Here is a 26,693-nt window from a genome sequence, read left to right as displayed (position 1 = left end):
TCGCGAGGCCGCTTCCCGGGAGTGCTTCGACAGTGCGGGCGAAGCGCTCCAGGCCGCGTTTGGAGGTCGGTTCCGGTCGCCGCGGCCTATTTCACCTCGATCCTCGTCAACTCCTCGCCGTCGGGGTCGACGACATGAACGGCGCAGGCGATGCACGGGTCGAAGGAATGGATGGTACGCTGGATCTCCAGCGGCTGTTGCGGGTTGGCGAGCGAGTGCCGGTCCATCAGCGCCGCCTCGTAGGGACCCGGCTTGCCTGCCGGGTCGCGCGGGCCGGCGTTCCAGGTCGACGGCACCACGGCCTGGTAGTTGTCGATGCGCCCGTTCTTGATGACGATCCAGTGGGCGAGGCCGCCGCGCGGCGCCTCCATGAAGCCGACGCCCTTTGCCTCCGAGGGCCAGGAGGACGGATCCCACTTCGCCTCGTTGTGGACGGAAAGGTTGCCGCCCTTGATGTTGGCGATGAGGTTGTCGAGCCAGACCATCATCTGGTCGGCGACGATCTTGGACTCAAGGGTGCGCGCCGCGGTCCGGCCCATGGTCGAGAACATGGCGGTGAGCGGCAGGTCGAGCTTGGAGAGCGTCGCATCGGCCAGCGCCTTGGTCGGCTCGTGGCCCTTGGCGTAAAGCATCAGCACCCGCGCGAGCGGGCCGACCTCCATGACGTTGCCCTTCCAGCGCGGCGCCTTCAGCCAGGAATAGCCCTTGTCGACATCGAGCTGGTCGTAGGGCGGCTCCGGCCCGTCATAGGCGAATTCCGTCTCGCCCTCATAGGGATGGAGGCCGGCCTCCTTGCCGCCGGAATAGTCGTACCAGGAATGGGCGATGAACTCTTTGACCTCCTCCGGGCTGTCGAGATCGACCGGATGGACGGTGGACAGGTCGCGATTGAGGATCGCCCCGCGCGGGATCAGCCAGGTCGACGGGTCGTCGTTGCCCTGTTCGGGGAAGTCGCCGTAGCACAGGAAATTGCCGACGCCCTCGCCGCGCTCGAACCAGTCCTTGTAGAACGAGGCGATGGCGACCGTGTCCGGCACATAGACCTGGTCGACGAAGGCCTGCATCGACTTGATGACGTTGCGGATATCTTCCAGGCCGACGATGTTGAGCGCGGTCATCGCCGCCCCACCCGAAGCGCTGTTGGAGGAAATCGGCGCCGGCGCCCCGCCGACCAGAAAATTCGGATGCGGATTCTTGCCGCCGAAGATGGCATGCAGGCGCACCACGTCGCGCTGCCAGGCAAGCGCCTCCAGGTAGTGCGCCACCGCCATCAAATTGGCTTCCGGCGGCAGCTTGTATTCCGGGTGGCCCCAATAGCCGTTGGCGAAAATGCCGAGCTGGCCGCCTTCGACGAAGGTCTTCAGCTTGGTCTGCACGTCCGAGAAGTAGCCGGGGCTCGATTTGGAGTAGCTTGAGATCGACTGGGCAAGGTCCGAGGTTGCCTTGGGGTCGGCGGAGAGCGCGGAGACCACGTCGACCCAGTCGAGCGCGTGCAGGTGATAGAAATGCATGACGTGGTCATGCACATATTGCGCAGCGATCATCAGGTTGCGGATGAGCTGGGCGTTCGCCGGGATCTCGTAATTGAGCGCATCCTCCACGGAACGCACCGAGGCCATGCCGTGCACCAGCGTGCAGACGCCGCAGATGCGCTGGGCGAAGGCCCAGGCGTCGCGCGGGTCGCGGCCCTTCAGGATGATCTCGATGCCGCGCACCATGGTGCCGGAGGAATAGGCGCCGGTGATGGCGCCGTCCGCGTCGGTTTCCGCCTCGATGCGCAAATGGCCCTCGATGCGGGTGATCGGGTCGACGACGATGCGGTTGGCCATGAACGGGTCCCCCTCAGGCGCTCTCGGCGGATTGCAGGAAGTCGGAAAGCAGCCGGTACTGCCGCTGGCGCTCCTCATCCGCCAGGTCTTCCGGCGCTTCGACGGAGGCGCAGGTCTTGGCCATGCGGGCATGGACGGCGGCAAGCCAGGCGACGTTGTCGCTCTTCATCTGACCCGGCGGGGCGACGACGGCGCTCGCCGCCCTGGCGACGAAATAGTCGGCCTGGCACGACCAGTCGGCCTCCGCGCCGCAGCGCGCATGACTGTCGAGCGAGGCCTTCTTGGCGCTCTTGAAGACGGCGCTCTGCATTTCCGCCGACATGCCCTCGCGGGCCGCCTTCACGGCCTCGCGGACCCGGTCGTCGCTGGAAAAATCGATGACGCTCTCCACGAACTCCGCGCCGATGCGGCGCTGGTCGTCGATGCTGAGATCGTCGAGCGCCTTGCGGAAATCTGCATCGTTGGTGATCTCGGACATGGCTGTCGCCTCTCCTGGCAGCGCCTCAGGCGTCGGTCTTGTCGGCCAGATGCTCGGCGAGCATTTCGGTAAGGCCGACGACGGGGATATCCATATTGTTTTCCTCCAGCCCTTCTTCGAGCTGGATCCGGCAGTTGGCGCAGGCGGTGATCAGCTTGTCGGGCTTGACCTCCTCGAGCTGGCGCTTCTTGGCGTTGAACGCCGTCATCTTCAGATCGAACGCCTCCTCGATGGCGCCGACGCCGCCGCCCGCCCCGCAGCACCAGTTCAGCTTGCCGTGGTCGTGCATCTCCACGAAGTTGCTGCAGATCATGTCGACGAGCCGGCGCGGCTCCTTTTCCACGCCGCCGCGGCGCACGAGCTGGCACGGGTCGTGGAAGGTGACCAGTTCGTCCTCCATGCCCTCGGTTTTCAGGAGCCCGCGCTCCCTCAGATCGTCGAGCACTTCGACGATGTGCCGGGCCTTGAAGGTGTAGGGCCGGCCGATAAGGTTCGGGCCTTCCCAGCGCAGCGCCGTATAGGCATGGCCGCATTCCGGGCTGATCACCGTCTTGACCTTGAGCTTCTCGGCCGCCTCGACGACCCGCGAGACGAGCTCTCGGGCAATGTCGGACGAGCCGATCTGGATGCCGGAATTGGTCGCCTCGAAGGCCTCGCTGGAAAGCGTCCAGGAGAGCCCGGCATGGTCGAAGATCTGGGCGATGGCTTCCAGATATTCCGGATAGTTCATGATCTCCATGGACGACATCAGGACGAGGTATTCCGCCCCCTCCTGGTCGAACGGAACCTTCAGGCCGGTGTCGTTCTCCACGTGGCGGACCTGGGCCTGCACGGCCTTCAGCGTCACGCCCATCGGGCTGCCGATCCGGACCGCCCGCGCCGAAGCGCCGATCAGCCCCTCCGGCGCATAGCCGGCGGCGACCATGCCCTCGCGCTCCTTGCGGATCATGCCGGTGATGTCGTTGCCGACCGGGCAGACCATGGAGCAGCGACCGCAGAGGCTACAGCCGTTGTAGACCAGCTCCTGCCACTCCTGGAGCAGCTCGTCCGTCACCTTCGGGCCGAGCCCGACGGCCGACAGCAGCTTGCCGAAAAAGGTGAATTCGCTCCACCACACCCTGCGCATCGGCTCCAGCTTGTGGATGGGCGTGTATTTCGGATCGCCGCTCTCGTTGTGGAACAGGCACGCATGGGCGCACATCCCGCAATGGACGCAGCTTGAAAAGAACGCCGCCGTGGAGGAATCGATCTGCTCCTTGAAGGCGGTAACGGCGCGGGCGGATCGCTCGCTCATGATTCCACCCCTTTCCGGCCGAACGTGGCGCCGGTGTAGTAGCGGGCCATGAACAGCGTGAATGTGTGCATCAGCTTGGTGAACGGGAACAGGACGAGCAGCACCTCGACGCTGATGATGTGCACGGCCAGCATCGCCTCGTAGCGCAGCAGCATGTGGTGGACAGCGAGATAGCCGGTCAGGAATGCGAGGAACGTGGCCGCCCAGACGAGGTAGTCCTGGAAGGTGCTGAGGAACCGCAGCACCGGATCGCGCATCCGGTTGACCAGCACCACCAACATGGCGGCGATCGAGGCGACCGTGAGGAAGTCGACCAGCGGCGTCGGCAGGCTCGGCCAGGCAAAGCCGGTGATCGCCCGCCACACCTCGATATGCGGCGCGGACAGGAAGATCACGACGAAAAGGCCGATATGGAAGATGTAGCCGGAAACGATCACGAAGGGATTGCGCCGGAACATGCCCTCGCGCGGGATCGAGCGGGTGAACATGGTGCTGACGCCGGAGAGGACCGCCCCCTGGCGCGCCTCGGCGTAGTCGGGCCGGCGGCCGATCACCAGGATTTCGACGATGCGGAGCGTCACGCCGGCGGCAAAGATTACCAACGCGATCTGAAACAGCGGTCCGCGCGCAAGCGCCAGCAAATCGACGGCGGTCATGACGTCTTCTCCAGATCATCGACGGTGACGGTGGTGTGGGCGGCCTTCGCCTTCACTTTAGCGGCGCGGTGGACGAGCCCGGCGGCGACACCGGCAGCCGCCCCGCCGGCAACGGCAATGGCCGCGAGCGGACCGACCTCGTCGCTCGGCGCCGAGACCGGCTTGTAGAAGCCACCCATGTCCCAGAAATGCGGCTCGGAACAGCCGAGGCACCCGTGGCCGGACTGGATCGGGAACGAGACGCCGCCATTCCATTTCAGCGTGGCGCAGGCGTTGTAGGTGACCGGTCCCTTGCAGCCGAGCTTGTAGAGGCACCAGCCCTTGCGGGCGCCGTCGTCGTCGAAGCTCTCGGCGAACTGGCCCTTGTCGTAGAACGGCCGCCGGTAGCAGCGATCGTGGATGCTGTCGCCGAAGAATGCGAGCGGCCGGCCGTGGCTGTCGAGTTCCGGCACGTTGCCGAAGGCGAGCACATGGGCGAGCGTGCCGGCCATCGCCTCGGGGATCGGCGGGCAGCCGGAGATGTTGATCACCGGCTTGTCCTTGACCAGCCGGCGGATCGGCATGGCGTTGGTCGGGTTCGGCCGCGCGTGCGGGATGCCGCCGAAGGCCGCGCAGGTGCCGACGGCAACGACGGCAAAGGCGTCCTTCACCGTCTCTTCCAGCATCTGCTGGTTGGTGATGCCGGCAATGGTGGAGTAGATCGCCCCGGCGCCGACCGGCACCGAGCCGTCGACGACGACGATGTACTTGCCCTTGTTGGCCGCCATCGCCTCGTGGCGCGCCGCCTCCGCCGCCTCGCCGGACGCCGCCTGCAGGGTGTGGTGATAGTCGAGCGAAATGAAGTCGAAGATCAAATCTTCCAGGGTCGGCGAATGGGCGCGGGTGATCGATTCGGTACAGCCCGTGCATTCCTGGAAGCTCAGCCAGATCACCGACTGCCGCGGCGCCTTGGCGAGCCCCTCCGCCATCGCCCGGGACGCGGCCGGCGGCAGCGCCATCAGCGAGGCCAGATAGGACGAATATTTGAGGAAGGCGCGGCGCGAGACGCCCCGCTGGGCCAGCAACTGGCCGAGGGTTCTGCCGTCAGACATGGTGCGTGTCCCTATCCAGCGTCGTCATGGGTTCGGGTGGGTCGGTCTTGAGGCTTGCGGCGAGCCGGTCCGCCGCCGCTGCGATGTCGTCGCGATGGGCAAGGAGGATCTCCGGGACCGCGGTGATCTCGATCTGCTCGGCCGCGAGCTTGCGGTCGGCGCCAAAATGGCGGACCCACCAGACCCCGGCATATCCGGTCTCGCGGACTTCGCTCTCGCCGGCAACGTTGAGCGTTGCCGTCACCTCGCCCTCGCCCAGAAGGTCGGCGAGCGCGTCCCGGTCGGCGTCCAGCATCGGCAGGCTCTTGAGGTCGATGACCGCAGTCTCTCCGGTTTCCAGATAGTCGGCGAGCGCGGCGGAAATCTCGCGCAGCAGCGCCATCGCGAGCGGCGAGTCCTCGGCCTTCGCGGCCATCGCCGCCTCGTCGGTGCCGGAAAGGGCGGCGTGTTCTAGCGGGTCCATTTGTCGACCAGTCCGGCAATGGCGGCGCAGGCTTGGGGGATCGCCGCGGCGACCGCGTCGGTCGGCTCGGTTCCCCAGGAAAGGTTTTCGGGTTGAATGGCGATGAGGGCGCGGCGCTCCGGCCGGCTGCCGGAAATGGCGGCTGCCGTCATCACATCGGAAAGCGCGATCTCGTGGGCGCTGCCCTTGCTGCGGCCGACCCGCGCGTCCATCTCCGCCCCCTCGAACACCCGGACGGAGCCGGGCGCGGCGTGCAGTTCGGCGGCATCGACGACGATCAGCGCATCGGCATCGGCGATCTCCGGCAACAGGCCGAGGCCGATCGTGCCGCCGTCGCGCAGGGTCACCCCCTGCGGCAGTCCGGCATCGGCATCGGCATCGAGCCGACGGACAACATGAATGCCGACACCATCGTCGGTAAGAACGGCGTTTCCCAGTCCGAGGACGAGCGTGCGGTGCGCTTCCCCCGATATGTCCAGGCCTTCTTCGGACCTTCTGGCGGCTGTTCCGGTCATTGCGACGGGCCCCCGAAATTATGTATGCATACTTTAGTATTTTATGATGTGTCTGCCCATGCGGAAGAGTACGCATGGTTGCGGAAAACCCGCCGAAATCCGCCTCTGGCAATCCGTATACACATTGACCGGACGCAACCGGAATCGTGGAAAACCGGCCTGGCCCGACAGGTTTTACGACAGCCGCACCACATCGCCGGACCCCATGCTATGATAGGATCCGGAACCTGAGGGGAGCGGCGATCCGGCAAAAGCGGCCTTCTGAATGCCGCGAAAGGACCGCACGTTGGGGGCGCGAGCGAAGGGAAGGACGCCGAAGCATGACCTGCCGAAAGAAATGTCGCAGAACGCCGTCCCGCGCCGGGATCGCCATTCTCGCCCTCGGACTACTGGCCATGCCGATCGCCGCGACTTTTGCCGCTGCTCCGGCCGAAGCCGCCGCGCGGGAAGGCTGGACGACGAAGACCGTGCAGTCGGTGTCGCTCGACGTGCCGTCGACCTGGACCGAGGCGGAAAGCTCGGCCAACGAACTCGTGCTTTTGGAAGCCGAAGACGGCAGCGGCGCCAGCATCGCCGTCGTCGTCCTTGTGGACGTCACCCACGTCAACGAGGGCGAGACCCAGATCGGCACCTCGTCGGCCGTCGTCGCCGGCCAGATCGCCCGCCGGGTCGACTGGCGCGCCGGCAGCGAGCGCGGCGCCACCATCGTCCTCTCCGATCCGGCCCATGAAGGCGGCCAGATCGCGCTCGTCCTCTCGGCCCCGCAAAAGCGCTGGAACCTTGCCCGCAAGACCTTCCGGCTGGTGCTGAGGAGCATCAAGCTGAAAGCATCGGCGCCGCAAACGGCCGCGGCACCAGCGGCGACAGACGAAGAACCGGACCGGGCGGCCGAAGCCGAAGAGGCCACGCCGGCCGACGAGGAAACGAAAACCGCGGCACCCGCGGCGCCCGCCGCCGCGAAACTCGTGACCGTCTCCGGCGAGGGCTTTTCGGCAAAGATCCCGGACACCTGGCAATGGCGCGCGGGCGGACGCGGACTGACCGCCTACCACGACGCCATCGCGCCGGAAGGCGCGGCCCGGATCCGCTTCGGCGTCCTGAAGGAGGGCGGCTATGGCAGCATCGATGAGCCCTACTACCAGTTCGTCGACGGCATCCGCGACCTCTTGAGCGAGGACGTCCTGACCGCCAACAGCGAGATCGAGGACGGCGGCGTCTGGCATTTCCGCGAGGCCTATGAGGGCCGCGCCGCGGACGGCAGCGACGTCACCCTCGACATTCTGCTCGCCGACCGCCAGCGCCCGGCGATCGCCATGGCAACGCTCGCCCCGGCCGAGGCGGATGCCGAGATGTCGGCGCTCCTGAAACGGATCGCCGGCACGGTTACCATCGACGGCGCGGACAAGGCCGAGGAAGAAACGGCAGAAGCCCCGGAACAGCCCGCGGCAGAGGAGACGGCAGCCGAAGCTGCCGCACAGCCGAAGACGGCGGCAACAGGGGAAGATGCCGAGACGCCGTCACCGGAAGAGGCAGCAGACGCCGCAAGCGGGGCTACGCCGGCCTCTGCCGAACCCGTCGCCGTTTCCGGCGAGGGCTTTTCCGCAACCCTCCCCGCCGGCTGGACCTGGCGGAAGGGCGAGCCCGGATCCGTCGCGCCCTATGAGGCGCGGAGCGCCGATGGAAAAGTCCTCGTCCGCTTCGCGGTCCTGAAACCCGGCGCCTATGGCGGCGGCGTCGACGAACCCTACTACCGCTTTGTCGAAGCCATGCTCGGCCTGATGTCCGACGACGTACTGACCGCCAATTCCGAGGTCGAGGACAGCGACACCTGGCATTTCCTGGAAGCCTATGAGGGCACCGGCCCGGGCGGCGCGGATGTGAGCCTTGAGGTGCTGCTCGCCGACCGCACCGTGCCGGCCATCGCCATGGCGACCCTTGCGCCCGTCGACCTCGACGACGCCACCGCCGACGCGGTGCAGGCCCTCGCCGACAGCGTCGCGCTGACCGGCACGCCCGTGGCGACCGAGCCCGGCGAGGCAGCGCCGTCCGAAGCAGAGCCGGAGGGCGAGGCCGACGAACCCGCCGCCGAGGAACCGCCGGCAGAGGAACGCAGCGAGGCTCCGGCCGCGGAAGAGGACGCCGAACAGGCAACCGCATCGGCCGCACCGGCAACCCCCGGGCCCGCGACCTCCGAACCCGAGGAAGAAACCCAAGCCGCTGCGCCGGAACCTGACCAGGAGGCATCTCCCGGGGAGCCCGCCGTCGCCCCGACGTCTCCCAAGCTGGCATCGGTTCCCCACACCGGCACGGTCGAAACGAAAAAAACCGAGGCGGCGCCCGCCGACGTCTCTGCCGTCTATGTCCGCAAGGTCGAGGCCCATGGCTTTTCGCTGCGCGTGCCGGACGGCTGGACGATCCGCGAGGACCGCGGCGAGAGCGTCGATTCCTGGCGCCTGCGCGACAAGGCCTGGCGGGCCGGAACGGTGCCCGAAGGCCTGTTTTCCGCCGCCGTCACCGTCTCCAATGGCAAACGGTCGCTCGACGACCTCTTTGCCGAGACCACAAAGCATTTTGCGACCAAGGTGCTGGAGGGCGGCGAGACCTTCGGCGAGGGAACGTTCCCCTTCGGGGCCGGCGAGATGCGCTATGCCGATATTGCCGGCCGGCTCGACGCCAATGGCGGCACCAGGGTCGATGCGGTCGTGCGCGTCGCCATCGCCAAACGCGACGGCCGGCTCCTCGTCTTTTCCGCCTTCGCCCCGGCCGCAAACCGGGACGCCCTCGGCCGGGCCTTTTCGACCGACGGGCTCGTCGCGCCGCTCGCCTCGGCCGAGGCAATCGGCCTGCGCACCGAATAGGGCATTTTGCTATTTTCGCCGGGAATCGTTCCCGGCCGGCGCGCAGCTATGCCGCCGCCGACATTTACCGGAGGGTCTGATGCAGTCCGCCCACGCCGCGCCGCGGCCGCTTGCCGCCGTCATCGCCGCAACGCTCCTCGCCGTTGCCATGTCAGCCCCTGCGCGCGCCAATGACAGCGCCGCCCGGATCGATGCCGGCGGCCTCGTCTTCACCCAGTCGGGCGCCATCCAGATGGCCGAGGAGGACCTCTATCTCGCGCGCGACGAGGTCCGCGTCCGCTACCTCTTCCGCAACACCTCCGACAAGGACGTCACCACCCTCGTCGCCTTTCCGCTGCCGAAGCTCACCATCGGCGACGACGTCAACTACAGCGTCAATGCCAGCGACCCGGAGAACTTCGTCGACTTCAAGGCCGCCGTCGACGGCGAGCCGGTTCCGTTTGAGACCCAGGTCCGTGCCACCCGCTTCGGCGTCGACGTCACCGACGTCCTCAGGGCCTACGACGTGCCGCTGACCGGGATCACCACCGATCCAGACGAGGCCGATCTCCTCTACCAGCGCCTCAACACCCTGCCCGAGCCCGACCGTCAGGAGCTGGAATCCTACGGCGTCATGGACTGGTCGAGCGCCTGGATCGGCGACAACAAGCCGATCGCCTCGTTCCACTGGCAGGCCGAGGTCATCTTCTACTGGCAGCAGACCTTCCCGGCGAACGAGACCATCGAGGTCACCCACTCCTACCGCCCCGTGCCCGGCGTGTTCTTCCTCGATGCCTCGATGCTGGAGCCGGGCTCGGAATTCGCCAGAAAATACTGCGCCGATGCCGGCTTCCGCCGCGGCGTTTCCCGCCTCGTGAAGCGCTCCCGCCATAACATGATCCACGGCAACGACCTGCGCTACGTGCTGACCACCGGCAATAACTGGCTCGGCCCCATCGGCCGCTTCTCGCTGACCATCGACAAGGGAACGCCCGACGCCCTCCTCTCGCTCTGCATCGACGGCATCGAGAAGACCGGCCCGACCACTTTCGTCCACCGCGCCGAGAATTTTTCGCCCGAAAAGGACATCGACGTCCTCTTCGCCGTGCCGATGGAGTGAGGGACGGCATTAGCGGTCGCATTTTTGCGAATTTTCCTTGACGAAATTCGCAAAAATGCGAATTCTAGATCGGCCCGGGGGGAAGCCAAAGAGAGGGGCATGACCAAGGATCAGAAGGAGCTGATCCGGGAGCTCCGCCGCCTTGCGGGCGAGCGGGAGCTAAGAGTCGAGCCAGGGAGAGGCAAGGGAAGCCATATCAGGGTCTATCTCGACGGGCGAGTGACGACGATCCCGGCAAAGGTGAAGACCGGCACCCGGCGCGCCATCCTCAAGCAGCTTGGCCTTGCGTGATGTCACCTGACCTCATTTCCGTCGTCGTTGTCGGGAGCCGTAAATGCAGACCTTTTCCTATCCCGCCGTGGTCGTGCCCGACGATGACGGCTTCACCATCACCTTTCCGGCTGTGCCGGAAGCGATCGGTGCGGGTGACGACCGCGCCGAGACGTTGGAAGTCGGCATCGAGGTGCTAACCGACGCATTATTGACCTATGTCGAGCTTGGTCGGGACATTCCCTCCCCAAATGCCGGCCCGGAAGGCGGACCGGCACCGACCGATCACGTCGCCATCCCCGCACCCGTCGCCGCCAAACTCGCCGTCTGGCAGGCGTGGAAAGAGTCCGGTATTTCTAAGACGGAATTCGCAGACCGGCTGGGCGTCGTCAAAAGCGAGGTCCAGCGCATCCTCGATCCCGATCACCCGACAAAACTGCCGAAGCTGGAAGCAGCGCTGGCCGTCCTCGGCAAGCGCTTGGTGGTCTCGGTGGAAGCGGCCTGATCCGTCCTTCTCGGCATCGGCGACTTCATTGCCGTTTCCACATCGACATCCTGTTCGCCCTGCCGCTGCAATAGACGGCAGCACTCCAACTCAGCACCACACAAATCCCGAAGGACAGCCCGCACCTTGAGCAAGCGCTTCGTCGTTATTTCCGGCTGTTCGGGCGGCGGCAAGTCGACGCTGGTCGCCGAACTCGGCGCGCGCGGCCATGGCATCGTCGAAGAGCCCGGCCGCCGCATCGTTGAGGAGGAACGCGCCACCGGCGGCACCGCCCTGCCCTGGGTAGACATGGACGCCTTCCTGCGCCGGGCAATCGACATGGCGCTGGCGGACAGGACGGCGGCGAAAGATCGCTCGGGCTGGGTGTTCTTCGACCGCGGCCTTATCGATGCCGCCGCGGCCCTGGAAGCGCTCACCGGCGAGCCGGTCCTCGCCGCGCTCGGCTCGGAGCATCGCTATCATTCCTGCGTGTTTCTGACCCCGCCCTGGCCGGAGATCTACGGCACCGACGCGGACCGCCGGCACGGCCTTGCCGAAGCCGAGGCCGAATATCGCCGGCTGGCGCAGGCCTTTCCGCGGCTCGGCTACGAGACGATCATCCTGCCGAAGGCCCCGACGCCCGCGCGCGCCGATTTCGTGCTCTCCACGCTCGCCGAGCTCGGCTAGAGCAGCGACTTCAGCGCGAATTCCGCATCGGCGGCCTGTTCCGGCGTCGGCGAAATGCCGGCGGCGAGCAGCTTGCGGCCCATCATGTGGTCGGCCGGCCGGTTGACCGTGTCGATGCCGCGCAGCACCAAACCGCGATAGTGGAAGATGGAGAACTTTCCTTCCGCGATCTCGCCGCGGATCTCAAAGGCATCGCAACCTTCGGAAAACCCGACCATCTGCAGCTTGGTGGCGTATTGGTCGGACCAGAACCACGGCACCGTGGTGTAGGGAACGCCGGAACCGGCGATCGCCGAGGCGACGGCCTTGGCCTGGTCGATGGCGTTCTGCACCGATTCCAGCCGCCCGCGCTTGCCGGCGAAGGGGTGCTCGTAGTTGGCGACGTCGCCAAGCGCATAGACGGACGGATCGGAAGTGCGGCCATGCGCGTCGACCATGATGCCGTTGTCGCAATCGATCCCGGCGGCCTCGGCGAGTTCCACATTCGGGATGACGCCGATGCCGACGACGACGAGTTCGCACGTCACCTCGTGGCCGTCGGCGCAGCGCACGCCGCAGACCCGTCCGTGGTCGTCGCCGATGATGCCGGCGACCACCTCGCCGCAGCGGATGTGGACGCCGTTGCCCTCGTGCAGGCGCGAGAAATAGTCCGAAAGGATCGGCGGGGCGACGCGGCCGAGCACCCGGTCCATCGCCTCAAGCACCGTCACGTCCTTGCCGAGCTTGCGGGCGACGGCGGCAAATTCCAGGCCGATGAAGCCGGCACCGACGACGACGACCCGCTCGGTCGTCTCCATCAGCGCGCCGATATGGTCGGCATCGTTCAGCGTCTTCATGTAGCAGACGCCCGCAAGATCGGCGCCCTCGACCGGCAACTCGCGGATCCGCGCTCCGGTGGCGATCACCAGATGATCGTAGGCGAGCGCGCTGCCGTCGGCGAGCGTCACGGTCTTGGCGTCGCGGTCGACGGAGGTCGCCGTCGTCGACGTCCTGAGGTCGATCCGCCGTTCCTCGTAATAGGCCTCGGTGCGGAACTTGACCCGCTCCGCGTCGCTGTCGCCGAGCAGATAGGCCTTGGACAGCGGCGGACGCTGATAGGGCAGATGCGGCTCGGCGCCGATCAGCGTGATCGTCCCCTCATAGCCCTCCTGCCTGAGGGATTCTGCCGTCTGGTACCCGCCCTGCCCGGCTCCGATAATCACCACCCCACTCATCGACGCGTCTCCCGAAATCCGTTTTTTTGCACGAAAGCCATAGACAATAGGACGGCGCAGGAGGCAAGCCCCCGGCAAAGCGCATGACCAGCCGCCGGGTGCCATTGCCGCCCCGTTTCGGCTATGACGGGTGCCATGATCACGATATCCGACCGGCTCTCCCTTTCCGACGACGAAATCGAGCTGAGCTTCATCCGCGCCGGCGGCCCCGGCGGGCAGAATGTCAACAAGGTCTCGACCGCCGTCCAGCTCCGCTTCGACGCGCGCACCTCGCCGTCGCTGCCGGACTATGTGCGCCGCCGCCTTGAGCGCATTGCCGGCAGCCGGCTGACCAAGGACGGCGTCATCGTCATCACCGCCAACCGCCACCGCACCCAGGAGGCGAACCGGCGCGACGCCATCGAGCGGCTCGTGGAAATGATCGAAAAGGCCGCGGAGCGCGACAAGCCGCGCATCCCGACCCGGCCGAGCCGCGGCGCCAAGCGCCGGCGCACGGACGCCAAGACAAAGCGCGGCAACGTGAAGCGCCTGCGCGGCAAGGTTGGTGGAGACGAGTGACCGGCCGGGGGCGCCAACACCCCTTGCCTTTGCCGCCCGAAACGCCTTGTCTGGCGGCAGAAAACCAATAAGACGGAAACGCCCCGGTGAAAGCCCTAGACGGACTTTTATGCGTCGCCCTCGAACAGGCCGTCGCTGCGCCCTACGCCTCCTGCAAGCTCGCCGATGCCGGCGCCCGCGTCATTAAGCTGGAGCGGCCGGAGGGCGATTTCGCCCGCTATTACGACCACCACGTCCACGGCGAGTCCGCCTATTTCGTCTGGCTGAACCGCGGCAAGGAATCCTGCCGCGTCGACCTGAAGACGCCGGAGGACCGCGCGCTCGTTGCCCGCATGATCGCCCGCGCCGACATCTATATCCAGAACCTCGCCCCCGGCGCTGCCGACCGGCTGGGGCTGTCCACCGCCGCGATGCGAAAGCGCGACGCGCGGCTGATCACCTGCGACATCTCCGGCTACGGATCGCGCGGTCCCTATCGCGACAAGAAGGCCTACGACCTGCTGGTCCAGGCCGAAAGCGGCCTCGTTTCCCTGACCGGCACGCCCGAGGCGCCGGGCCGGGTCGGCGTTTCGGTCTGCGATATCGCCACCGGCATGTACGCCTACCAGGCGATCCTGGAAGCATTGATTTCCCGCGGCCGCACCGGACGGGGCGCCGCCATCGAGGTCTCGCTGTTCCACAGCCTCGGCGACTGGATGAACGTGCCCTATCTGCAGCACCGCTATGGCGGGGTGACGCCGAAGCGCGTCGGTCTCGCCCACCCGACCATCGCCCCCTATGGCGCGTTCCGGTGCAAGGGCGGCGAGGAGATCGTCATCTCGATCCAGAACGAGCGCGAGTGGCGGGTGCTCTGCGACAAGGTCCTCGGCCGACCGGAGCTTGCGTCCGACCCGCGCTTTTCGTCCAACGCCAGGCGCGTGGAGAACCGCGCGGCCGTCGACGGCGCGATCCAGGCGGTCCTCGGCGACCTGCCGCGCACGGAAGTCGCCGCGCGGCTCGATAAGGAGCGGATCGCGGGCGGCAACATCTCGACCATGGAGGACCTCCTCACCCATCCCCAGAACCGGCTCGTCTCGGTGAAAGTCGACGGCGGCACGGCGGAACTGCTGGCCCCGGCGGCGGAGATCGACGGCGTGACGCCCGACTTCGGCCCGGTGCCGGACCTCGGCGCCCACGACGCGGCGCTCCGGGCGGAATTTGCCGAGAAAGAAGGCGAGGAAAGATGACCGACTATTCGGACTGGATCGGCCGCGAGACGACCGTCGAAGAGTATCTTTCGACCGCGCCCGCCGAACGGCTCGCCGCGACCCTCGATGCCCACGGCGCCGGCCATCCGCTTCAAGCCGGCGATGCCGTGCCGCCGCTCTGGCACTGGCTCTATTTCATGCCCGTGGCGCGCCAACGCGACCTCGGACATGACGGCCATCCGGCGACGGGAACCTTCATTCCGCCGGTGCCGCTGCCGCGGCGCATGTATGCCGGCGGACGGATCACGCAAAAGGCCCCGCTCCGCTTCGGCGCGCGGGCGGCCATGATCAGCCGCATCGACAACGTCGTTGAGAAGGAGGGGCGCAGCGGCCCCCTCGTCTTCGTCACGGTCGGCCACGAAGTGCACCAGGACGGAAAACTGTGCGTGCGCGAAGAGCAGGACATCGTCTATCGCGAGATGATCCCGTCTGGCGCCGCACCGGCGGCGAAGACGGGAACCCGGCCCGCCGCCTGGCGCGAGACCGTGACGCCCGATCCGGTGATGCTGTTCCGGTTTTCCGCCGTCACCTTCAACGGCCACCGCATCCACTACGACCGCAATCACGCGACGGAAACGGAGGGCTATCCCGGCCTCGTCGTGCATGGCCCGATGATCGCCATGCTGCTCCTGGAAGCGGCCGAACGGCGCCGAAGCGCGACTTGCGCACATTACGAATTTCGTGCCATGTCGCCGCTCTTCGACACCGAGCCTTTTGACCTCGTGGGCATCAAGGACGAGGCGAACGACACGGTCGAGCTGGAAGCCCGCGCCGACGACGGCCGTATTGCCATGGTCGCGACGGCGCGGTTCGACTGACGTATAAAGACCGTTCTACGGATAATACGTAATACGCAATATCTGGCCAATTCGCAGCTCTGAGAGTGGAAGCTTGCGCACTCCCGCGCCCACACACTTGGCGTCATTGCCGGGCTTGACCCGGCAATCCATGAGGCCTTTGATTTCAATCCGTTAAGCTGAAATGTGCCGCACGTCATCATGGACCACCGTGTCAAGCACGGTGGTGACGCCGAGCGGGGTCGTAACGGACGGAGAAAACCGCCCCCCGCAGCTCTCAAAGCACAGTCAGAATCTGCGCCCGCATCGGCTGGATCAGCGTGATGCCGTCCGGTCCCTCGTCCCCATTGGCATCCAGCGCCGCGAACACCTCGGCGCGTTTGGCTTCGCCGCGCTCGCGGCGCGCCGGATCGATCGAGACGACGCGCTCCAGGAATGCTTCCTTGTCGGCGAAGGTCGAGACCCGCTCGTAGGAGGTGTCGAGGTCGAGGGCGAAGAGCCCCGCGTCCACGGCAGCGGCGATCGCCTCCTGTGCCTTGGCCCGCACCTCCGTCTCGTCGTCGATCAGGCGGACGGCGGAGAAGTAAGAGCCGTCGGCGACCGGTTCGACGACCACCACCGTCGTCCCGGCACCGCAGACCCGCGCGGCCTCGGCCAGCGCCGTCGTCATGTCGGCTTCGGGAATGTGGTGCAGGCTGTTGAGGAAGATCGCGCCGTCAAAGGCACCGTCCTCATAGGGCAGTTCGGCCCCGGAAAGCAGATGGAACTCGGCCTCCGGTGCTGCCTTCTTTGCTTCCTCAAGGGCGATCTCGTTCGGGTCGAGCCCGGTGATCGTCGCGCCGCGCTCGATCAGGGCAGCGGCCAGCGCGCCCTTGCCGCAGCCGATGTCGAGGATCGACTGGCCGTCGAGCTGGCCGAAGCCAAGCTCGATGACCTCCATGGCGGACGTCGGTTCGGCCACGGTCGGAAGGCCGGTGAGGGAGGGTATTTCGACAGACATGACAGGTCCCCTTGTTGGCGTGCTGGAAGGATGGTCCGGGCATTTGCGACGCCCTGCAACCGCCAAAGCCCGGACGTGGAGCAGGAGGCGGCGACGGCAAGGCAACAGATTGTCGCGCCCCTCCGCACGGTCGACCCGGCAGCCCCCACCGGCATTGGCCTTTCGCATACCGGTTGCGATGGCCGATTGACAAGCCGGAACCCGCCTCCGATAGTGGCCGCGATGGTTCCCCGGAATCGCTTTTCGGGGATGAAAAGGGAACACGGTACGGCCCCTGCTCTTTGCTTCGGCCAAATCCGTGGCTGCCCCCGCAACTGTATGCGGCGAGCGCTGCCCCAAACCGCCACTGGCCTTGTCGGCCGGGAAGGCGGGGTAGCGCGACGACCCGCGAGCCAGGAGACCTGCCATCGCCCGCCGCCGGGTCCGCCCGGCGATTTGACTGACCGGACGCCGGGGTGAGCGTCGAGTGCAGTCGGCCGGGTGAGGTCCCCTCTCCCGCCGTCGCCTCTTCTCCCGCGCGTCTCCTGTGGCCCCGGCAATTGAGCCGGTCGCCAAGACCATACGGGAGACTCGACATGAAAAAACTGATGTCCGCCGTGGCCGGCCTTGCCGCAGCCACGCTCCTCGCCGCGCCCGCCGCGGCCCATTTCCAGCTCGTCTACACGCCCGAAGTGAACGTCGAGGCGGCAGGCGATCTGCCCTTCAAGCTGATCTTCTGGCATCCCTTCGAGAACGGCCATGTCATGGACATGGCAAAGCCTGAGGCCTTCTACGTCGTCCACAAGGGCAAGAAGACCGACCTGATGGACACCCTCAATCCAATCACCTTCACCGGATCGGGCAATGCTGCCGCCGCGTTCGAGGCCGCCGTGCCGGTGCGCCGCAACGGCGACTACGTCTTCGTCCTGGAGCCCGCGCCCTACTACGAGGGCAGCGAGGACCTCTTCATCCAGCAGATCACCAAGAGCTACGTCAACAAGGGCGGCATGCCGACCGGCTGGCACGAGCCGCTCGGCCTCGCCACGGAGATCGTGCCGCTCAACAAGCCGACCAACGTGATCGCCGGCTCGACCTTTTCCGGTAAGCTGCTGTCGGACGGCGCGCCCGTTGCCGGCGCCGAGATCGAGGTGGAGTTCATGGCCGCCGAGCCGGACATGGACGCCAACAGGCCGAAAGAGCCGACCGCCGCGCCGATGCCGGGCGGCGCCGTCGTCGCCGTCACCGACGCCGACGGCGAATTCACCTTCGGCATTCCGAAGGCCGGTTTCTGGGGCTTTGCCGCCCTCGGTTCCGGGCCGGCCAAGGAGCATGAGGGCAAGGAGCTCTCCCAGGACGCCGTGATCTGGGTCCGCGCCTACGACATCAAGTAGCGGCCCGGCGGCCCGAACGGCAGAAGGAGGAGGAAAGGCCATGCATATCGTCGACGGTGCCCTGTCGCTCCCGGTCGTCGCAGGCGGCGCGGTCGTTGCCGCCGGCGGCGTCGCCCTGGGGCTGAGGTCGCTGACCATGGAGAAGATCCCGGCGGCCGGCGTGCTGTCGGCGACCTTCTTCGTCGCCTCGCTCATCCACGTGCCGATCGGGCCGTCCAGCGTCCACCTGATTATGAACGGCCTTGCCGGACTGGTGCTCGGCTGGGCCGCCTTTCCCGCCCTCTTCATCGGGCTCCTGTTGCAGGCCGTGTTCTTCGGCTTCGGCGGGCTGACGGTGCTCGGCGTCAACACGCTCAACATCGCCCTGCCCGCGGTCATCGTCTACTATCTCTGCCGGCGCGGCATCGCCGCCCGCTCCCCGGCCGTTGCCGCTGGCTGGGGCGCGCTCGGCGGCGGACTGGCGATCGCGCTGACGACCCTCCTGGTCGCCTTCGCCCTTGCCCTTTCCGGCGACGAATACATTCCCGCGGCAAAGCTGGTGTTCTTCGCCCATGTCCCGGTGATGGCCGTGGAAGCAGCACTCACCGGCGCCGCCGTCCTCCTCGCCCACCGGGTCAAACCGGAACTCTTTGATGCCCTTTCCGAAGCCGAGAAGGAGGCAACGTCATGAAGCCCTTCGCGCCCCTCTTTGCCGCCGTCATTGCCGCCGCACTGCTCGCCGCGCCGCCGGCCCTCGCCCACAAGGTCGTGCTCTCCGTCTATGCGGTCGGCGAAGCGCTGGAGGGCGAAGTCGGCTTTTCCAACGGCGACATGGCCGAAAACGCCCGCATCGATGTCTATGACGATGCCGACAAGAAAATCGGCGAGACGATGACCGACGGCGACGGCTACTTCACCTACAAGCCGACGCAGAAAACGGTCCATATTTTCCGCGCCGACCTCGGCGCCGGCCATGTCGCAACGGCGCGGGTGGAAATCGCAGACCTGCCGCAAGCCGCCGCGCCGGCAACCGCAGCGACGGATCCTGCCAAACCCGCTATCGTACCGGCCGGAACGGTGAGCGCTGCGATGGTCCCCGGCATGTCGGCGGATCAGCGCGCCGTCATCGCCGAGGAAATCCGCCGCGAGCTGCGGCCCCTGCGCCGCGAGATCGCCGCCTATAAGGAAAAGAACGACCTGCAGAACGTCCTCGGCGGCATCGGCTACATCATCGGCCTCTTCGGCGTCGCGTTCTATGTCGCCGCGCGCCGCCGGCTGAAAGACGCCTGATGGGCCACGTCCTCAAGACCCGCGCGCAGTCGGCCATCCAGACCGAAACCTTGGCACTGCCGCGTGCTGAGGAGGAGACGGAAACGCCGATCGGCGGGTTCGATCCGCGGGCGCGCATCCTTGCCGTCGTCACCTTCGCCCTCGCCGTCGTGGTGCTGAGCGACCTTGCCGCGCTCGTCGTCGCCCTTTGTGCCAGCCTCCTCGCGATGGTGCTCGCCAATCTGCCGCCAGCGCCGACGCTGCGGCGCATGGCGATGATGGACAGCTTCATCATCTTCATGCTGATGCTGCTGCCCTTCACCGTGCCGGGCGATCCGATCGTCACGATCTTCGGCTATCCGGCAAGCTGGCAGGGGCTGATCCGCGCCGTCGAGATCGCGCTGAAGGCCAACGCCATCGTCCTCATGCTGCTGTCGCTCGTCGGCACCATGGACGCCATCACCATCGGCCGCGCGCTCTATCGCCTGAAGGCGCCGGAACCCCTCGTCCATCTGATGATGTTCACGGTCCGCTACATCGACGTGCTCGTCCGCGAATACCGCACGCTCCGCACGGCGATGAAGGCGCGCGGCTTCCGGCCGTCGAACTCGCGCCACACCTGGAAGAGCTTCGGATACCTCGTCGGCATGATGCTGGTGCGCTCGCTGGAGCGGTCCGAGCGCATTCTGGCGGCCATGAAATGCCGCGGCTTCACCGGCACGATCCCGCTCATCGACGACCTCGCCTGGCGCCGCCGCGATTTCGGCCTCGGGCTCGCGACCCTCTCCCTGCTCAGCGGTCTTGCCGTCATCGAGGTGCTGCGTGCCCCTCTTTGAGCTCCGCGACATCCACTTCGCCTATCGCAGCGGCCCGCCGGTCCTCTCCGAGGTCTCGCTCGACCTTGAGCCGGGCGAGCGGCTGGCGATTGCCGGGCCCAACGGCGCCGGCAAGTCGACCCTGCTCCACATCATGGTCGGGCTCCTGAAGCCCGTGCGCGGCAGCGTCCACGCCTTCGGTGAGGAGCGCCGGGCCGAGGCCGATTTCCACGAGGTTAGGCGCCTCGCCGGCCTCGTCTTCCAGGACCCGGACGACCAGCTCTTCTGCCCGACCGTCGCCGAGGACGTCGCCTTCGGCCCGCTCAATCTCGGCAAGAGCCGCAAGGAGGCAATGGCCATCGTCGACGACGTGCTGGACCGCCTGCGGCTCAGCGATTTCCGTAACCGCATCACCCACAAGCTGTCCGGCGGCGAGAAGCGGCTGATCACCATCGCCGCCGTGCTCGCCATGGAGCCGGAGGTGCTCTTGCTCGACGAGCCGTCCAACGCCCTCGACGAGGAAACCTGCGCCCGGCTCATCGAGATCCTCACCGGCCTCCCCCAGGCAATGGTCCTCGTCTCCCACGACCGCCCGTTCCGGGAGGCGGTTGCGACGCGGACGCTGGCGCTGCGGGGCGGGCGTCTTGAGGCAGTGCCGCACTGACGGAGGCTGCCGCCTTCTGGATCGCTTCGCTGCGCTCGCGATGACGACCATTTCTTCCGTGGCGTCATCGCGAGGAGGCCGTAAGGCCGACGCGGCGATCCAGAACAGCGCTGGCGAAATGCCTCTGAGTAGCTCACCCCTCTCCCGTCATCCCGGCCGCGGCGCAGCGAAGACCCGCCCCCTCAATCCGCGGCAATCACCCCGCGGCGCACCTGATCGCGCTCGATGGATTCGAACAGCGCTTTAAAATTGCCCTCGCCGAAGCCCTCGTCGCGCTTGCGCTCGATGAACTCGAAGAAGACGGAGCCGAGCAGCGGCGCGGAGAAGATCTGGAGGAGGAGCCGCGGATCGCCGTCCTCGGTCGAGCCGTCCAGCAGGATGCCGCGCGCCTTTAGCTCGTCGACCGGCTCGCCATGGCCCGGCAGCCGGCCTTCCAGCATCTCGTAATAGGTGTCCGGCGGCGCCGTCATGAAGGGCAGGCCCTTGCGCTTCAGGCGATCCCAGGCGGCGATGAGGTCGTCGCACAGGAGCGCGATGTGCTGGATGCCCTCGCCGTTGAAATCCATCAGGAATTCCTCGATCTGGCCGGAACCTCCCGAGGCCTCCTCGTTGAGGGGGATGCGGATCTTGCCGTCCGGCGCCGTCATCGCCCGCGAGGTCAGGCCCGTATATTCGCCCTTGATGTCGAAGAAGCGCAGTTCGCGGAAATTGAAGAGCTTCGAATAGTACTCCGCCCAGTGCGCCATGCGGCCGCGATAGACGTTGTGGGTCAGGTGGTCGATGGTGGTGAAGCCGCAGCCGACGGGATGCGGGTCGACGCCATCCAAGAACTCGAAGTCGATGTCGTAGATCGACGAGCCGTCCTCGTAGCGGTCGATGAGGTAGATCGGCGCGCCGCCGATGCCCTTGATCGCCGGCAGGCGCAGCTCCATCGGCCCGGTCGGGATGTCGACCGGCTGGGCGCCGAGGGAAAGCGCCCGCGCATAGGCCTTGTGCGCGTCCCGGACCCGGAAGGCGAGCCCGCAGGCCGAAGCCCCGTGCTCCTCGGCGAAATAGGCCGCCAGGCTCCGCGGCTCGCGGTTGAGGATGAAGTTGATATTGCCCTGGCGGTAAAGGGCGACATCCTTGGAGCGGTGGTTGGCGACATGGGTAAAGCCGAGCATCGCGAACACCGGCTCCAGCATGTTCGCTTCCGGCGCGGCGAACTCGACGAATTCGAAGCCGTCGAGCCCCATCGGATTGTCGAAAAGGTCGGTCATTGTCGGGGTCCTTGTGAAAAAAGCGGTGCGGTCAGGCGGCGGGCACGGCCGATACCGGCGGCGCGCAAGGAACGCCGCGAACGCTTCTGGAAAGGACCCTGGCAATGACGAGGTTCAAGCTGTCCGCCCGGTTAGTTGCAGTTGAGAAGCACTATACCAAAATTCCCGCGGGAATTCGACCGGCACGCGTGAACGCGACCGACCCGACCCCTCCAAACCATAGCGCCAAAGAAAAAACGCCGGCGGGCGCGAGGCCGACCGGCGTCAAGGCGATGAGCGGCATCCATTGGCGGCGATGCCGGCTTTTGGACGGGCGGCGTTGGCACCGCCCGCCGATGGTAAAGGCTTACACGCCGGGCTGCTGGCGCATGTCGGCCGGATCGACGCCGGCGATCTTCTCCGGCTTCTTCATGGCATCGCGCCGGAACGGCTCGCCGAGTTCCTGGTTGAGCAGCACCTCCACGAAGGTGGTGATGCCCTTCTTCTGGTCCTCAACCGCCGTGTTGAGCACCGCGGTCAGCTCTTCCATGCTGCGCGCCTGGACGCCCTTGGCGCCGCAGCCTTGCGCGATCTTCGCGTAGGAGACGTCGCGGTCGAGTTCCGTGCCGACGAAGTTGTCGGAGTACCAGAGCGTCGTGTTGCGCTTTTCCGCGCCCCACTGGTAGTTGCGGAAGATGACCATGGTGATCGGCGGCCAGTCGTCGCGGCCGCAGGCCGACATCTCGTTCATGGAAATGCCGAAGGCGCCGTCGCCGGCAAAGCCGACCACGGTGGCGTCCGGACGGCCGATCTTGGCGCCGAGGATCGCCGGGAAAGCGTAGCCGCAGGGCCCGAACATGCCCGGCGCCAGGTATTTGCGGCCGGTCTCGAAGGTCGGATAGGCGTTGCCGATGGCGCAGTTGTTGCCAATGTCGGTGGACATGATGGCGTCCTTCGGCAGCGCCGCCTGGATCGCCCGCCATGCCTGGCGCGGCGACATCAGCTCGGAATCGCGGTCGCGGGCGCGCTCGTTCCAGGTCGTGCCCGGATCGTCGTCCTCGTGGTCCATTGAGGACAGCGTCTGCAGCCAGGCCGACTTGGTCTGGTGGATCAGCGCCTTGCGCTCCTCGCGGCCGGCATCGCCGGCACTCGCCGACAGCGCGGCAAGGATGTCCTGGGCGACCAGCTTGGCGTCGCCGCAGATGCCGACGGAGACCTTCTTGGTCAGGCCGATGCGGTCCGGATTGATGTCGACCTGGATGATCTTGGCGTCCTTCGGCCAGTAGTCGATGCCGTAGCCGGGAAGCGTCGAGAACGGATTGAGGCGGGTGCCGAGCGCCAGCACCACGTCGGCCTTGGAGATCAGCTCCATCGCCGCCTTCGAGCCGTTGTAGCCGAGGGGGCCGACGGCGAGCGGGTGCGAGCCGGGGAAGCTGTCATTGTGCTGGTAGCCGGAGCAGACCGGGGCGTCGAGCCGCTCGGCGAGCGCCGCGCAGTCGCCAATGGCGTTGCCGATGACGACGCCGCCGCCCGACAGGATCACCGGGAATTTTGCGTCCGACAGCAGTTCGGCCGCCTGCTTGATGGAGCCGCGGCCGCCCGAGGTGCGCTCCAGCGCCACGATCTGCGGCAGCTCGATGTCGACGACCTGGGTCCAGAAATCGCGCGGCACGTTCATCTGCGCCGGCGCAGAGGCGCGCCAGGCCTTCTCGATGACACGGTTGAGCACCTCGCCGACGCGCGAGGCGTCGCGCAGCTCTTCCTGGTAGGCGACCATGTCGCGGAACATCGCCATCTGATCGACCTCCTGGAAGCCGCCCTGGCCGATGGTCTTGTTGGCGGCCTGCGGGGTCACCAGCAGCATCGGCGTGTGGTTCCAGTAGGCGGTCTTGATGGAGGTGACGAAGCCGGTGACGCCGGGGCCGTTCTGGGCGATGGCCATGGCCATCTTGCCGGTCGTCCGTGTGTAGCCGTCACACATATAGCCGGCATTGGTCTCGTGCGCGCAGTCCCAGAACCTGATGCCGGCCTGGGGGAACAGGTCGGACACGGGCATCATCGCCGAGCCGATAATGCCGAAGGCCTGATCGATGCCGTGCATCTGGAGGACTTTGATGAAGGCTTCTTCGGTGGACATTTTCATGGGGGATACACTCCTTGGTGCGATCGAAGGTATCGCGACAAAAGGTCGGGCATTGGTCCGAAGCGGTATCAGACGGCAGGCGCGGGACGGCTTGTCGCGAAGATCATAGGGCCGATGGAACGGTCGTGTCCGACGGTCTGGCGGTTTCTCAGCTCACTCTAGCGTTACACACACGTTGAGGCCCATTGATGCAAGTCGGTCGGCTTGTTTTTGCCGCGGAGGAAGGAAACCGTTTCGCCGGCTCCACCTGGTCACCACACCGGCGGGATTTCCGCCTCCGCATTAGTCGCAAATTGCTCTGTTTTTGAGACTTGCAGTCTCGTAATTAGACGATATGCCGCAGTTGTCAACGGTTTTTCCCGTATTCCCTTTGGCGAGCCCGGCGCCGCGGAAACCTGCGGCGGATAGCGTCCCACGCATGGCCTAACCCGCCGCTTCCGCGTCGATGACAGCCGCAAGCTGCTCGGCGCCCTCGCGCAGCACCGGCAGGTGGCCGATGACGTCCTCAAGGCTCATGCGCTGCACCGGGCCGTGCACGGCAAGGATGGCCGCAAGCCGCCCGCCGGCATCGCGCACCGGCACGGCCAGCGCCACCATCCCCTCGATGAATTCCTCGTTGTCGATGCCGTAGCGCCGCTTCGCCGTCGCCTCCACCTCGGCCATCAGTTTCTCCGGCGCCGTCAGCGTGTTGGGGCCGTATTTGCGCAAGGTCAGCGCATGGATGAGCGTGCGCCGCTGCGTTTTCCTGAGGCTCGACAGATAGAGCTTGCCGCTGGCCGTACAGTGGAACGGCACCCGCCCGCTGACCGGCAGGTCGACCTTCAGCGGCCAGCGCGATTCCACCCGGTCGAGATAGAACATGCCGTCCTTGTCGTGGCTGACGATGTTGCAGGTCTCGCCGAGCCGGGTCGACACCCGCTCCAGGATGGCGTGGCGCTCCTGGAAGACGCTTGAGAATTGGGTGACGCCGGCCGCCATCTCGCGCATGCGCCGGCCCGGCAGGTAGCGCCGTCCGTCGAGGTCGCGCTCCAGGAAGCCTTCCGCCTCGAGCTGCTGGCAGAGCCGGTGGATCGTCGGCTTCGGCAGGCCGAGGGCGGCGGTGATCTCCGTTGCCGTCATCGGCGTGCCGGTTCGGGCCAGTTCCTCCAGGATGATGAGGCTGCGGATGCCGGTCGGAACGCGACCCTCGCCGGTCTCGTCGTCGCGTTCCGAATGTCCCGGCAAGGAAACCCCCGTCATCACTGGTAGACGCCCGCTCCGCTGTTGAAGAGCAGGATCGTCGATAGCTGCGGCACCAGCGCCACGATCGCCCACACGGCGAGCAGCGCGAATAGGTAGGGCATGGTGTATCGCAGCAGCCGGAAATAGGGAATGCCCGTGATGCCGCTGGCCACATAGAGGTTGAGGCCGTAGGGCGGGGTGATGAAGCCGATGGCATCGCCGATCAGGAAGATGACGGCGAAATGGATCGGGTCGACGCCGATGGTGGCCGCGATCGGCGCCAGGATCGGTGCCAGGATGATGGTGTTGGGCAGACTTTCCAGGATCGTTCCGGCGACCAGCACGATGCCCATGCAGGCGAACAGGATGGCGTAGTAGCTGCCCAGTTCGCCGAGCATGCCGGTGACGAACGCCTTGGCGCCGAGCAGCGTCAGGATCTGCTGCATGACGACGGAAATCGCGATCAGCGGCGCCAGCAGGCCGGTGATCTGGCCCGAGCGCATGATCAGCGTCGGCAGCTCCAGCGGGCTGAAGCCCGGCACCACGAGGTTGCCGAGGATGCCGCGGCTGTCGATTTCCGCGACATGGGCGCCACCCTCCGCATCCGGAGCGACGTCATCGCCGATCTCCGGCCGCCCGCGGCGCTCCTGGATGCGCATCAGGACCTTGTGAATCGGATAGCAGACGAGGCCGGCGATGGCGCAGAAGCCCGCGGTGACGCCCGCCGCCTCGGTCGGCGAGAAGGCGCCGGTATAGATGCCCCACAGGACGAGGCCGATGGCGAAGAAGCCGAGCCAGGCGCCGAAGGCCGTGCCGACGATCCGGCTCAGCTTCAGCCGGATCAGGTGGCCCCAGCCGTTCTTGTGGCAGATCCACCAGCAGGCGGCCTGCATCGCGGCGACCATCATGATGCCCGGCAACAGGCCGCCGATGAACAGGTCGCTGATGGAAAGGTTCATCAGGAAGCCGTAGACGATGAAGATGATCGACGGCGGGATGATGATGCCGACGGTGCCGCCCGAAGCGGCCGTCGCCGCCGCGAAGTTCTCGTCGTAGCCGCCCTTGACCATTTCCGGATGCATGATCGAGCCGATCGCCGCCGTCGTCGCCGAATTGGAGCCGGAGATGGCCGCGAACAGGCCGCAGGCGCCGAGCGCCGCCATGGCCAGGCCGCCGCGCAGCCAGCCGAGGATCGAATAGGCGAAATCGGACAGCCGCTTGGCGATGCCGGCGCCGTTGATGAGGTCGCCGGTGAGGATGAACAGCGGCAGCGCCAGGAGGCCGAAGAAGTTGAGGCCCTCATAGAGGGTGACGCCGAGATTGGCGAGGGTGAAGTCGATGGCGATGCTGACGCCGATGACCCAGAAGCCGATGACCAGGAAGATCGGCACGCCGATGAGGAACAACAGCGTGACGCCGATCGAGATCAGGAGAATGAGGGTTTGTTGATCCAT

26 protein-coding genes and 1 riboswitch are annotated in these 26,693 nt (G+C 66.6%); of the genes, 13 read left to right on the top strand and 13 right to left on the bottom strand.

Annotated features, from left to right (window positions below; genetic code table 11):
- Window positions 1-86: 86 nt before the first annotated feature.
- Genes CH339_RS00220 through CH339_RS00190 form a run of 7 tightly spaced genes read right to left on the bottom strand, consistent with a single transcriptional unit; the run spans window position 87 to window position 6,326 of the window.
- The gene (locus tag CH339_RS00220) at window positions 87-1,829 is read right to left on the bottom strand and encodes a nickel-dependent hydrogenase large subunit (protein WP_111432251.1); all 1,743 of its coding nucleotides are present in this window, start codon (window positions 1,827-1,829) and stop codon (window positions 87-89) included.
- A 13-nt stretch (window positions 1,830-1,842) separates the two neighbouring features.
- A complete protein-coding gene (locus tag CH339_RS00215; RefSeq protein WP_111432250.1) occupies window positions 1,843-2,307 on the bottom strand; it encodes a hypothetical protein in 465 nt (154 codons plus the stop codon).
- Between the two features lie 25 nt (window positions 2,308-2,332).
- Window positions 2,333-3,601, bottom strand: coding sequence for a (Fe-S)-binding protein (locus CH339_RS00210; protein WP_111432249.1), 1,269 nt, complete (start codon window positions 3,599-3,601; stop codon window positions 2,333-2,335).
- Window positions 3,598-4,257 (bottom strand): hypothetical protein, encoded by a 660-nt coding sequence (locus CH339_RS00205; protein ID WP_111432248.1) that lies wholly within the window; start codon window positions 4,255-4,257, stop codon window positions 3,598-3,600. Before CH339_RS00205 ends, CH339_RS00210 begins: the two co-directional genes overlap by 4 nt.
- Window positions 4,254-5,348 (bottom strand): hydrogenase small subunit, encoded by a 1,095-nt coding sequence (locus CH339_RS00200; protein ID WP_111432247.1) that lies wholly within the window; start codon window positions 5,346-5,348, stop codon window positions 4,254-4,256. Before CH339_RS00200 ends, CH339_RS00205 begins: the two co-directional genes overlap by 4 nt.
- Window positions 5,341-5,811, bottom strand: coding sequence for a hydrogenase expression/formation C-terminal domain-containing protein (locus CH339_RS00195; protein ID WP_201241005.1), 471 nt, complete (start codon window positions 5,809-5,811; stop codon window positions 5,341-5,343). The genes CH339_RS00200 and CH339_RS00195 overlap by 8 nt, the downstream gene beginning before the upstream one ends.
- Window positions 5,799-6,326, bottom strand: a complete 528-nt coding sequence (locus CH339_RS00190) for a hydrogenase maturation protease (protein ID WP_111432246.1) — start codon at window positions 6,324-6,326, stop codon at window positions 5,799-5,801. The genes CH339_RS00195 and CH339_RS00190 overlap by 13 nt, the downstream gene beginning before the upstream one ends.
- Before the next feature lie 320 nt (window positions 6,327-6,646).
- Between CH339_RS00190 and CH339_RS24500 the strand changes: the two genes are divergently transcribed.
- The 5 genes from CH339_RS24500 to CH339_RS00170 all read left to right on the top strand — a co-directional run bounded on the left by CH339_RS24500 (window position 6,647) and on the right by CH339_RS00170 (window position 11,724).
- Entirely contained in the window at window positions 6,647-9,184 is a 2,538-nt protein-coding gene (locus tag CH339_RS24500; RefSeq protein ID WP_170138329.1) for a hypothetical protein, read from the top strand.
- A gap of 79 nt (window positions 9,185-9,263) precedes the next feature.
- A complete protein-coding gene (locus CH339_RS24495) occupies window positions 9,264-10,283 on the top strand; it encodes a DUF4424 family protein (RefSeq protein WP_170138328.1) in 1,020 nt (339 codons plus the stop codon).
- 99 nt (window positions 10,284-10,382) lie between these two features.
- Window positions 10,383-10,574 carry a type II toxin-antitoxin system HicA family toxin gene (locus CH339_RS00180; protein ID WP_111432244.1) on the top strand — a complete coding sequence of 64 codons (192 nt, stop codon included), beginning with the start codon at window positions 10,383-10,385 and terminating at the stop codon, window positions 10,572-10,574.
- Window positions 10,575-10,617: 43 nt separating this feature from the next.
- Window positions 10,618-11,058, top strand: a complete 441-nt coding sequence (locus CH339_RS00175) for a type II toxin-antitoxin system HicB family antitoxin (protein WP_111432243.1) — start codon at window positions 10,618-10,620, stop codon at window positions 11,056-11,058.
- Window positions 11,059-11,184: 126 nt separating this feature from the next.
- Entirely contained in the window at window positions 11,185-11,724 is a 540-nt protein-coding gene (locus CH339_RS00170; RefSeq protein ID WP_111432242.1) for an AAA family ATPase, read from the top strand.
- On the opposite strand, the gene CH339_RS00165 is transcribed toward CH339_RS00170, so the two are convergent.
- Window positions 11,721-12,938 (bottom strand): NAD(P)/FAD-dependent oxidoreductase, encoded by a 1,218-nt coding sequence (locus CH339_RS00165; RefSeq protein WP_111432241.1) that lies wholly within the window; start codon window positions 12,936-12,938, stop codon window positions 11,721-11,723. The two genes, CH339_RS00170 and CH339_RS00165, sit on opposite strands and share 4 nt — an antisense overlap.
- A gap of 135 nt (window positions 12,939-13,073) precedes the next feature.
- Here CH339_RS00165 and arfB point away from each other — a divergent pair, with 135 nt between their 5' ends.
- From arfB to CH339_RS00150, 3 genes are all read left to right on the top strand, one after another.
- A complete protein-coding gene (arfB, locus tag CH339_RS00160) occupies window positions 13,074-13,496 on the top strand; it encodes an alternative ribosome rescue aminoacyl-tRNA hydrolase ArfB (protein ID WP_111432483.1) in 423 nt (140 codons plus the stop codon).
- A gap of 86 nt (window positions 13,497-13,582) precedes the next feature.
- Complete coding sequence (locus CH339_RS00155; protein ID WP_111432240.1) at window positions 13,583-14,722, top strand: CaiB/BaiF CoA transferase family protein; 1,140 nt, start codon at window positions 13,583-13,585, stop codon at window positions 14,720-14,722.
- On the top strand, window positions 14,719-15,561 hold the full coding sequence (locus CH339_RS00150) for an HTD2 family dehydratase (RefSeq protein ID WP_111432239.1): 843 nt from the start codon (window positions 14,719-14,721) through the stop codon (window positions 15,559-15,561). The genes CH339_RS00155 and CH339_RS00150 overlap by 4 nt, the downstream gene beginning before the upstream one ends.
- A 256-nt stretch (window positions 15,562-15,817) precedes the next feature.
- Here CH339_RS00150 and CH339_RS00145 read toward each other — a convergent pair whose 3' ends face one another.
- Window positions 15,818-16,540 carry a class I SAM-dependent methyltransferase gene (locus CH339_RS00145; protein WP_170138327.1) on the bottom strand — a complete coding sequence of 241 codons (723 nt, stop codon included), beginning with the start codon at window positions 16,538-16,540 and terminating at the stop codon, window positions 15,818-15,820.
- Window positions 16,541-16,746: 206 nt separating this feature from the next.
- Window positions 16,747-16,963: riboswitch (cobalamin riboswitch) on the top strand.
- Between the two features lie 152 nt (window positions 16,964-17,115).
- Between CH339_RS00145 and CH339_RS00140 the strand changes: the two genes are divergently transcribed.
- The 5 genes from CH339_RS00140 to CH339_RS00120 are packed head-to-tail and all read left to right on the top strand — an operon-like array spanning window position 17,116 to window position 20,637.
- Window positions 17,116-17,910: a DUF4198 domain-containing protein gene (locus CH339_RS00140; protein WP_111432237.1), complete on the top strand. Its 795-nt coding sequence runs from the start codon at window positions 17,116-17,118 to the stop codon at window positions 17,908-17,910.
- A 40-nt stretch (window positions 17,911-17,950) separates the two neighbouring features.
- Window positions 17,951-18,580 carry a cobalt transporter CbiM gene (cbiM, locus tag CH339_RS00135; protein ID WP_111432236.1) on the top strand — a complete coding sequence of 210 codons (630 nt, stop codon included), beginning with the start codon at window positions 17,951-17,953 and terminating at the stop codon, window positions 18,578-18,580.
- Window positions 18,577-19,179 carry a NikL family nickel/cobalt ECF transporter subunit gene (locus CH339_RS00130; protein WP_111432235.1) on the top strand — a complete coding sequence of 201 codons (603 nt, stop codon included), beginning with the start codon at window positions 18,577-18,579 and terminating at the stop codon, window positions 19,177-19,179. Before cbiM ends, CH339_RS00130 begins: the two co-directional genes overlap by 4 nt.
- Window positions 19,179-19,994: a cobalt ECF transporter T component CbiQ gene (gene cbiQ / locus CH339_RS00125; RefSeq protein ID WP_111432234.1), complete on the top strand. Its 816-nt coding sequence runs from the start codon at window positions 19,179-19,181 to the stop codon at window positions 19,992-19,994. Before CH339_RS00130 ends, cbiQ begins: the two co-directional genes overlap by 1 nt.
- Window positions 19,981-20,637, top strand: coding sequence for an energy-coupling factor ABC transporter ATP-binding protein (locus tag CH339_RS00120; protein ID WP_111432233.1), 657 nt, complete (start codon window positions 19,981-19,983; stop codon window positions 20,635-20,637). Before cbiQ ends, CH339_RS00120 begins: the two co-directional genes overlap by 14 nt.
- A gap of 182 nt (window positions 20,638-20,819) precedes the next feature.
- Here the strand turns inward: CH339_RS00120 and hppD are convergent, their stop codons facing one another.
- The 4 genes from hppD to CH339_RS00100 all read right to left on the bottom strand — a co-directional run bounded on the left by hppD (window position 20,820) and on the right by CH339_RS00100 (window position 26,693).
- Window positions 20,820-21,896 (bottom strand): 4-hydroxyphenylpyruvate dioxygenase, encoded by a 1,077-nt coding sequence (gene hppD / locus CH339_RS00115; RefSeq protein WP_111432232.1) that lies wholly within the window; start codon window positions 21,894-21,896, stop codon window positions 20,820-20,822.
- Window positions 21,897-22,242: 346 nt separating this feature from the next.
- The gene (xsc, locus tag CH339_RS00110; protein WP_111432231.1) at window positions 22,243-24,018 is read right to left on the bottom strand and encodes a sulfoacetaldehyde acetyltransferase; all 1,776 of its coding nucleotides are present in this window, start codon (window positions 24,016-24,018) and stop codon (window positions 22,243-22,245) included.
- 423 nt (window positions 24,019-24,441) lie between these two features.
- On the bottom strand, window positions 24,442-25,242 hold the full coding sequence (locus tag CH339_RS00105) for an IclR family transcriptional regulator (protein ID WP_244669116.1): 801 nt from the start codon (window positions 25,240-25,242) through the stop codon (window positions 24,442-24,444).
- A gap of 14 nt (window positions 25,243-25,256) precedes the next feature.
- Complete coding sequence (locus CH339_RS00100; protein ID WP_111432229.1) at window positions 25,257-26,693, bottom strand: TRAP transporter large permease; 1,437 nt, start codon at window positions 26,691-26,693, stop codon at window positions 25,257-25,259.

This window comes from Rhodobium orientis (genome assembly GCF_003258835.1).
Classification (GTDB): domain Bacteria; phylum Pseudomonadota; class Alphaproteobacteria; order Rhizobiales; family Rhodobiaceae; genus Rhodobium; species Rhodobium orientis.
This window is presented reverse-complemented; position numbering and strand designations above follow the sequence as displayed.

What these genes read in the sequence shown, in the direction of transcription:
- CH339_RS00220 (WP_111432251.1), bottom strand. Translation starts at nt 1,829, where the DNA reads ATGGCCAACCGCATCGTCGTCGACCCGATCACCCGCATCGAGGGCCAT.
- CH339_RS00215 (WP_111432250.1), bottom strand. Translation starts at nt 2,307, where the DNA reads ATGTCCGAGATCACCAACGATGCAGATTTCCGCAAGGCGCTCGACGAT.
- CH339_RS00210 (WP_111432249.1), bottom strand. Translation starts at nt 3,601, where the DNA reads ATGAGCGAGCGATCCGCCCGCGCCGTTACCGCCTTCAAGGAGCAGATC.
- CH339_RS00205 (WP_111432248.1), bottom strand. Translation starts at nt 4,257, where the DNA reads ATGACCGCCGTCGATTTGCTGGCGCTTGCGCGCGGACCGCTGTTTCAG.
- CH339_RS00200 (WP_111432247.1), bottom strand. Translation starts at nt 5,348, where the DNA reads ATGTCTGACGGCAGAACCCTCGGCCAGTTGCTGGCCCAGCGGGGCGTC.
- CH339_RS00195 (WP_201241005.1), bottom strand. Translation starts at nt 5,811, where the DNA reads ATGGACCCGCTAGAACACGCCGCCCTTTCCGGCACCGACGAGGCGGCG.
- CH339_RS00190 (WP_111432246.1), bottom strand. Translation starts at nt 6,326, where the DNA reads ATGACCGGAACAGCCGCCAGAAGGTCCGAAGAAGGCCTGGACATATCG.
- CH339_RS24500 (WP_170138329.1), top strand. Translation starts at nt 6,647, where the DNA reads ATGACCTGCCGAAAGAAATGTCGCAGAACGCCGTCCCGCGCCGGGATC.
- CH339_RS24495 (WP_170138328.1), top strand. Translation starts at nt 9,264, where the DNA reads ATGCAGTCCGCCCACGCCGCGCCGCGGCCGCTTGCCGCCGTCATCGCC.
- CH339_RS00180 (WP_111432244.1), top strand. Translation starts at nt 10,383, where the DNA reads ATGACCAAGGATCAGAAGGAGCTGATCCGGGAGCTCCGCCGCCTTGCG.
- CH339_RS00175 (WP_111432243.1), top strand. Translation starts at nt 10,618, where the DNA reads ATGCAGACCTTTTCCTATCCCGCCGTGGTCGTGCCCGACGATGACGGC.
- CH339_RS00165 (WP_111432241.1), bottom strand. Translation starts at nt 12,938, where the DNA reads ATGAGTGGGGTGGTGATTATCGGAGCCGGGCAGGGCGGGTACCAGACG.
- arfB (WP_111432483.1), top strand. Translation starts at nt 13,074, where the DNA reads ATGATCACGATATCCGACCGGCTCTCCCTTTCCGACGACGAAATCGAG.
- CH339_RS00150 (WP_111432239.1), top strand. Translation starts at nt 14,719, where the DNA reads ATGACCGACTATTCGGACTGGATCGGCCGCGAGACGACCGTCGAAGAG.
- CH339_RS00145 (WP_170138327.1), bottom strand. Translation starts at nt 16,540, where the DNA reads ATGTCTGTCGAAATACCCTCCCTCACCGGCCTTCCGACCGTGGCCGAA.
- CH339_RS00140 (WP_111432237.1), top strand. Translation starts at nt 17,116, where the DNA reads ATGAAAAAACTGATGTCCGCCGTGGCCGGCCTTGCCGCAGCCACGCTC.
- cbiM (WP_111432236.1), top strand. Translation starts at nt 17,951, where the DNA reads ATGCATATCGTCGACGGTGCCCTGTCGCTCCCGGTCGTCGCAGGCGGC.
- CH339_RS00130 (WP_111432235.1), top strand. Translation starts at nt 18,577, where the DNA reads ATGAAGCCCTTCGCGCCCCTCTTTGCCGCCGTCATTGCCGCCGCACTG.
- cbiQ (WP_111432234.1), top strand. Translation starts at nt 19,179, where the DNA reads ATGGGCCACGTCCTCAAGACCCGCGCGCAGTCGGCCATCCAGACCGAA.
- hppD (WP_111432232.1), bottom strand. Translation starts at nt 21,896, where the DNA reads ATGACCGACCTTTTCGACAATCCGATGGGGCTCGACGGCTTCGAATTC.
- xsc (WP_111432231.1), bottom strand. Translation starts at nt 24,018, where the DNA reads ATGAAAATGTCCACCGAAGAAGCCTTCATCAAAGTCCTCCAGATGCAC.
- CH339_RS00100 (WP_111432229.1), bottom strand. Translation starts at nt 26,693, where the DNA reads ATGGATCAACAAACCCTCATTCTCCTGATCTCGATCGGCGTCACGCTG.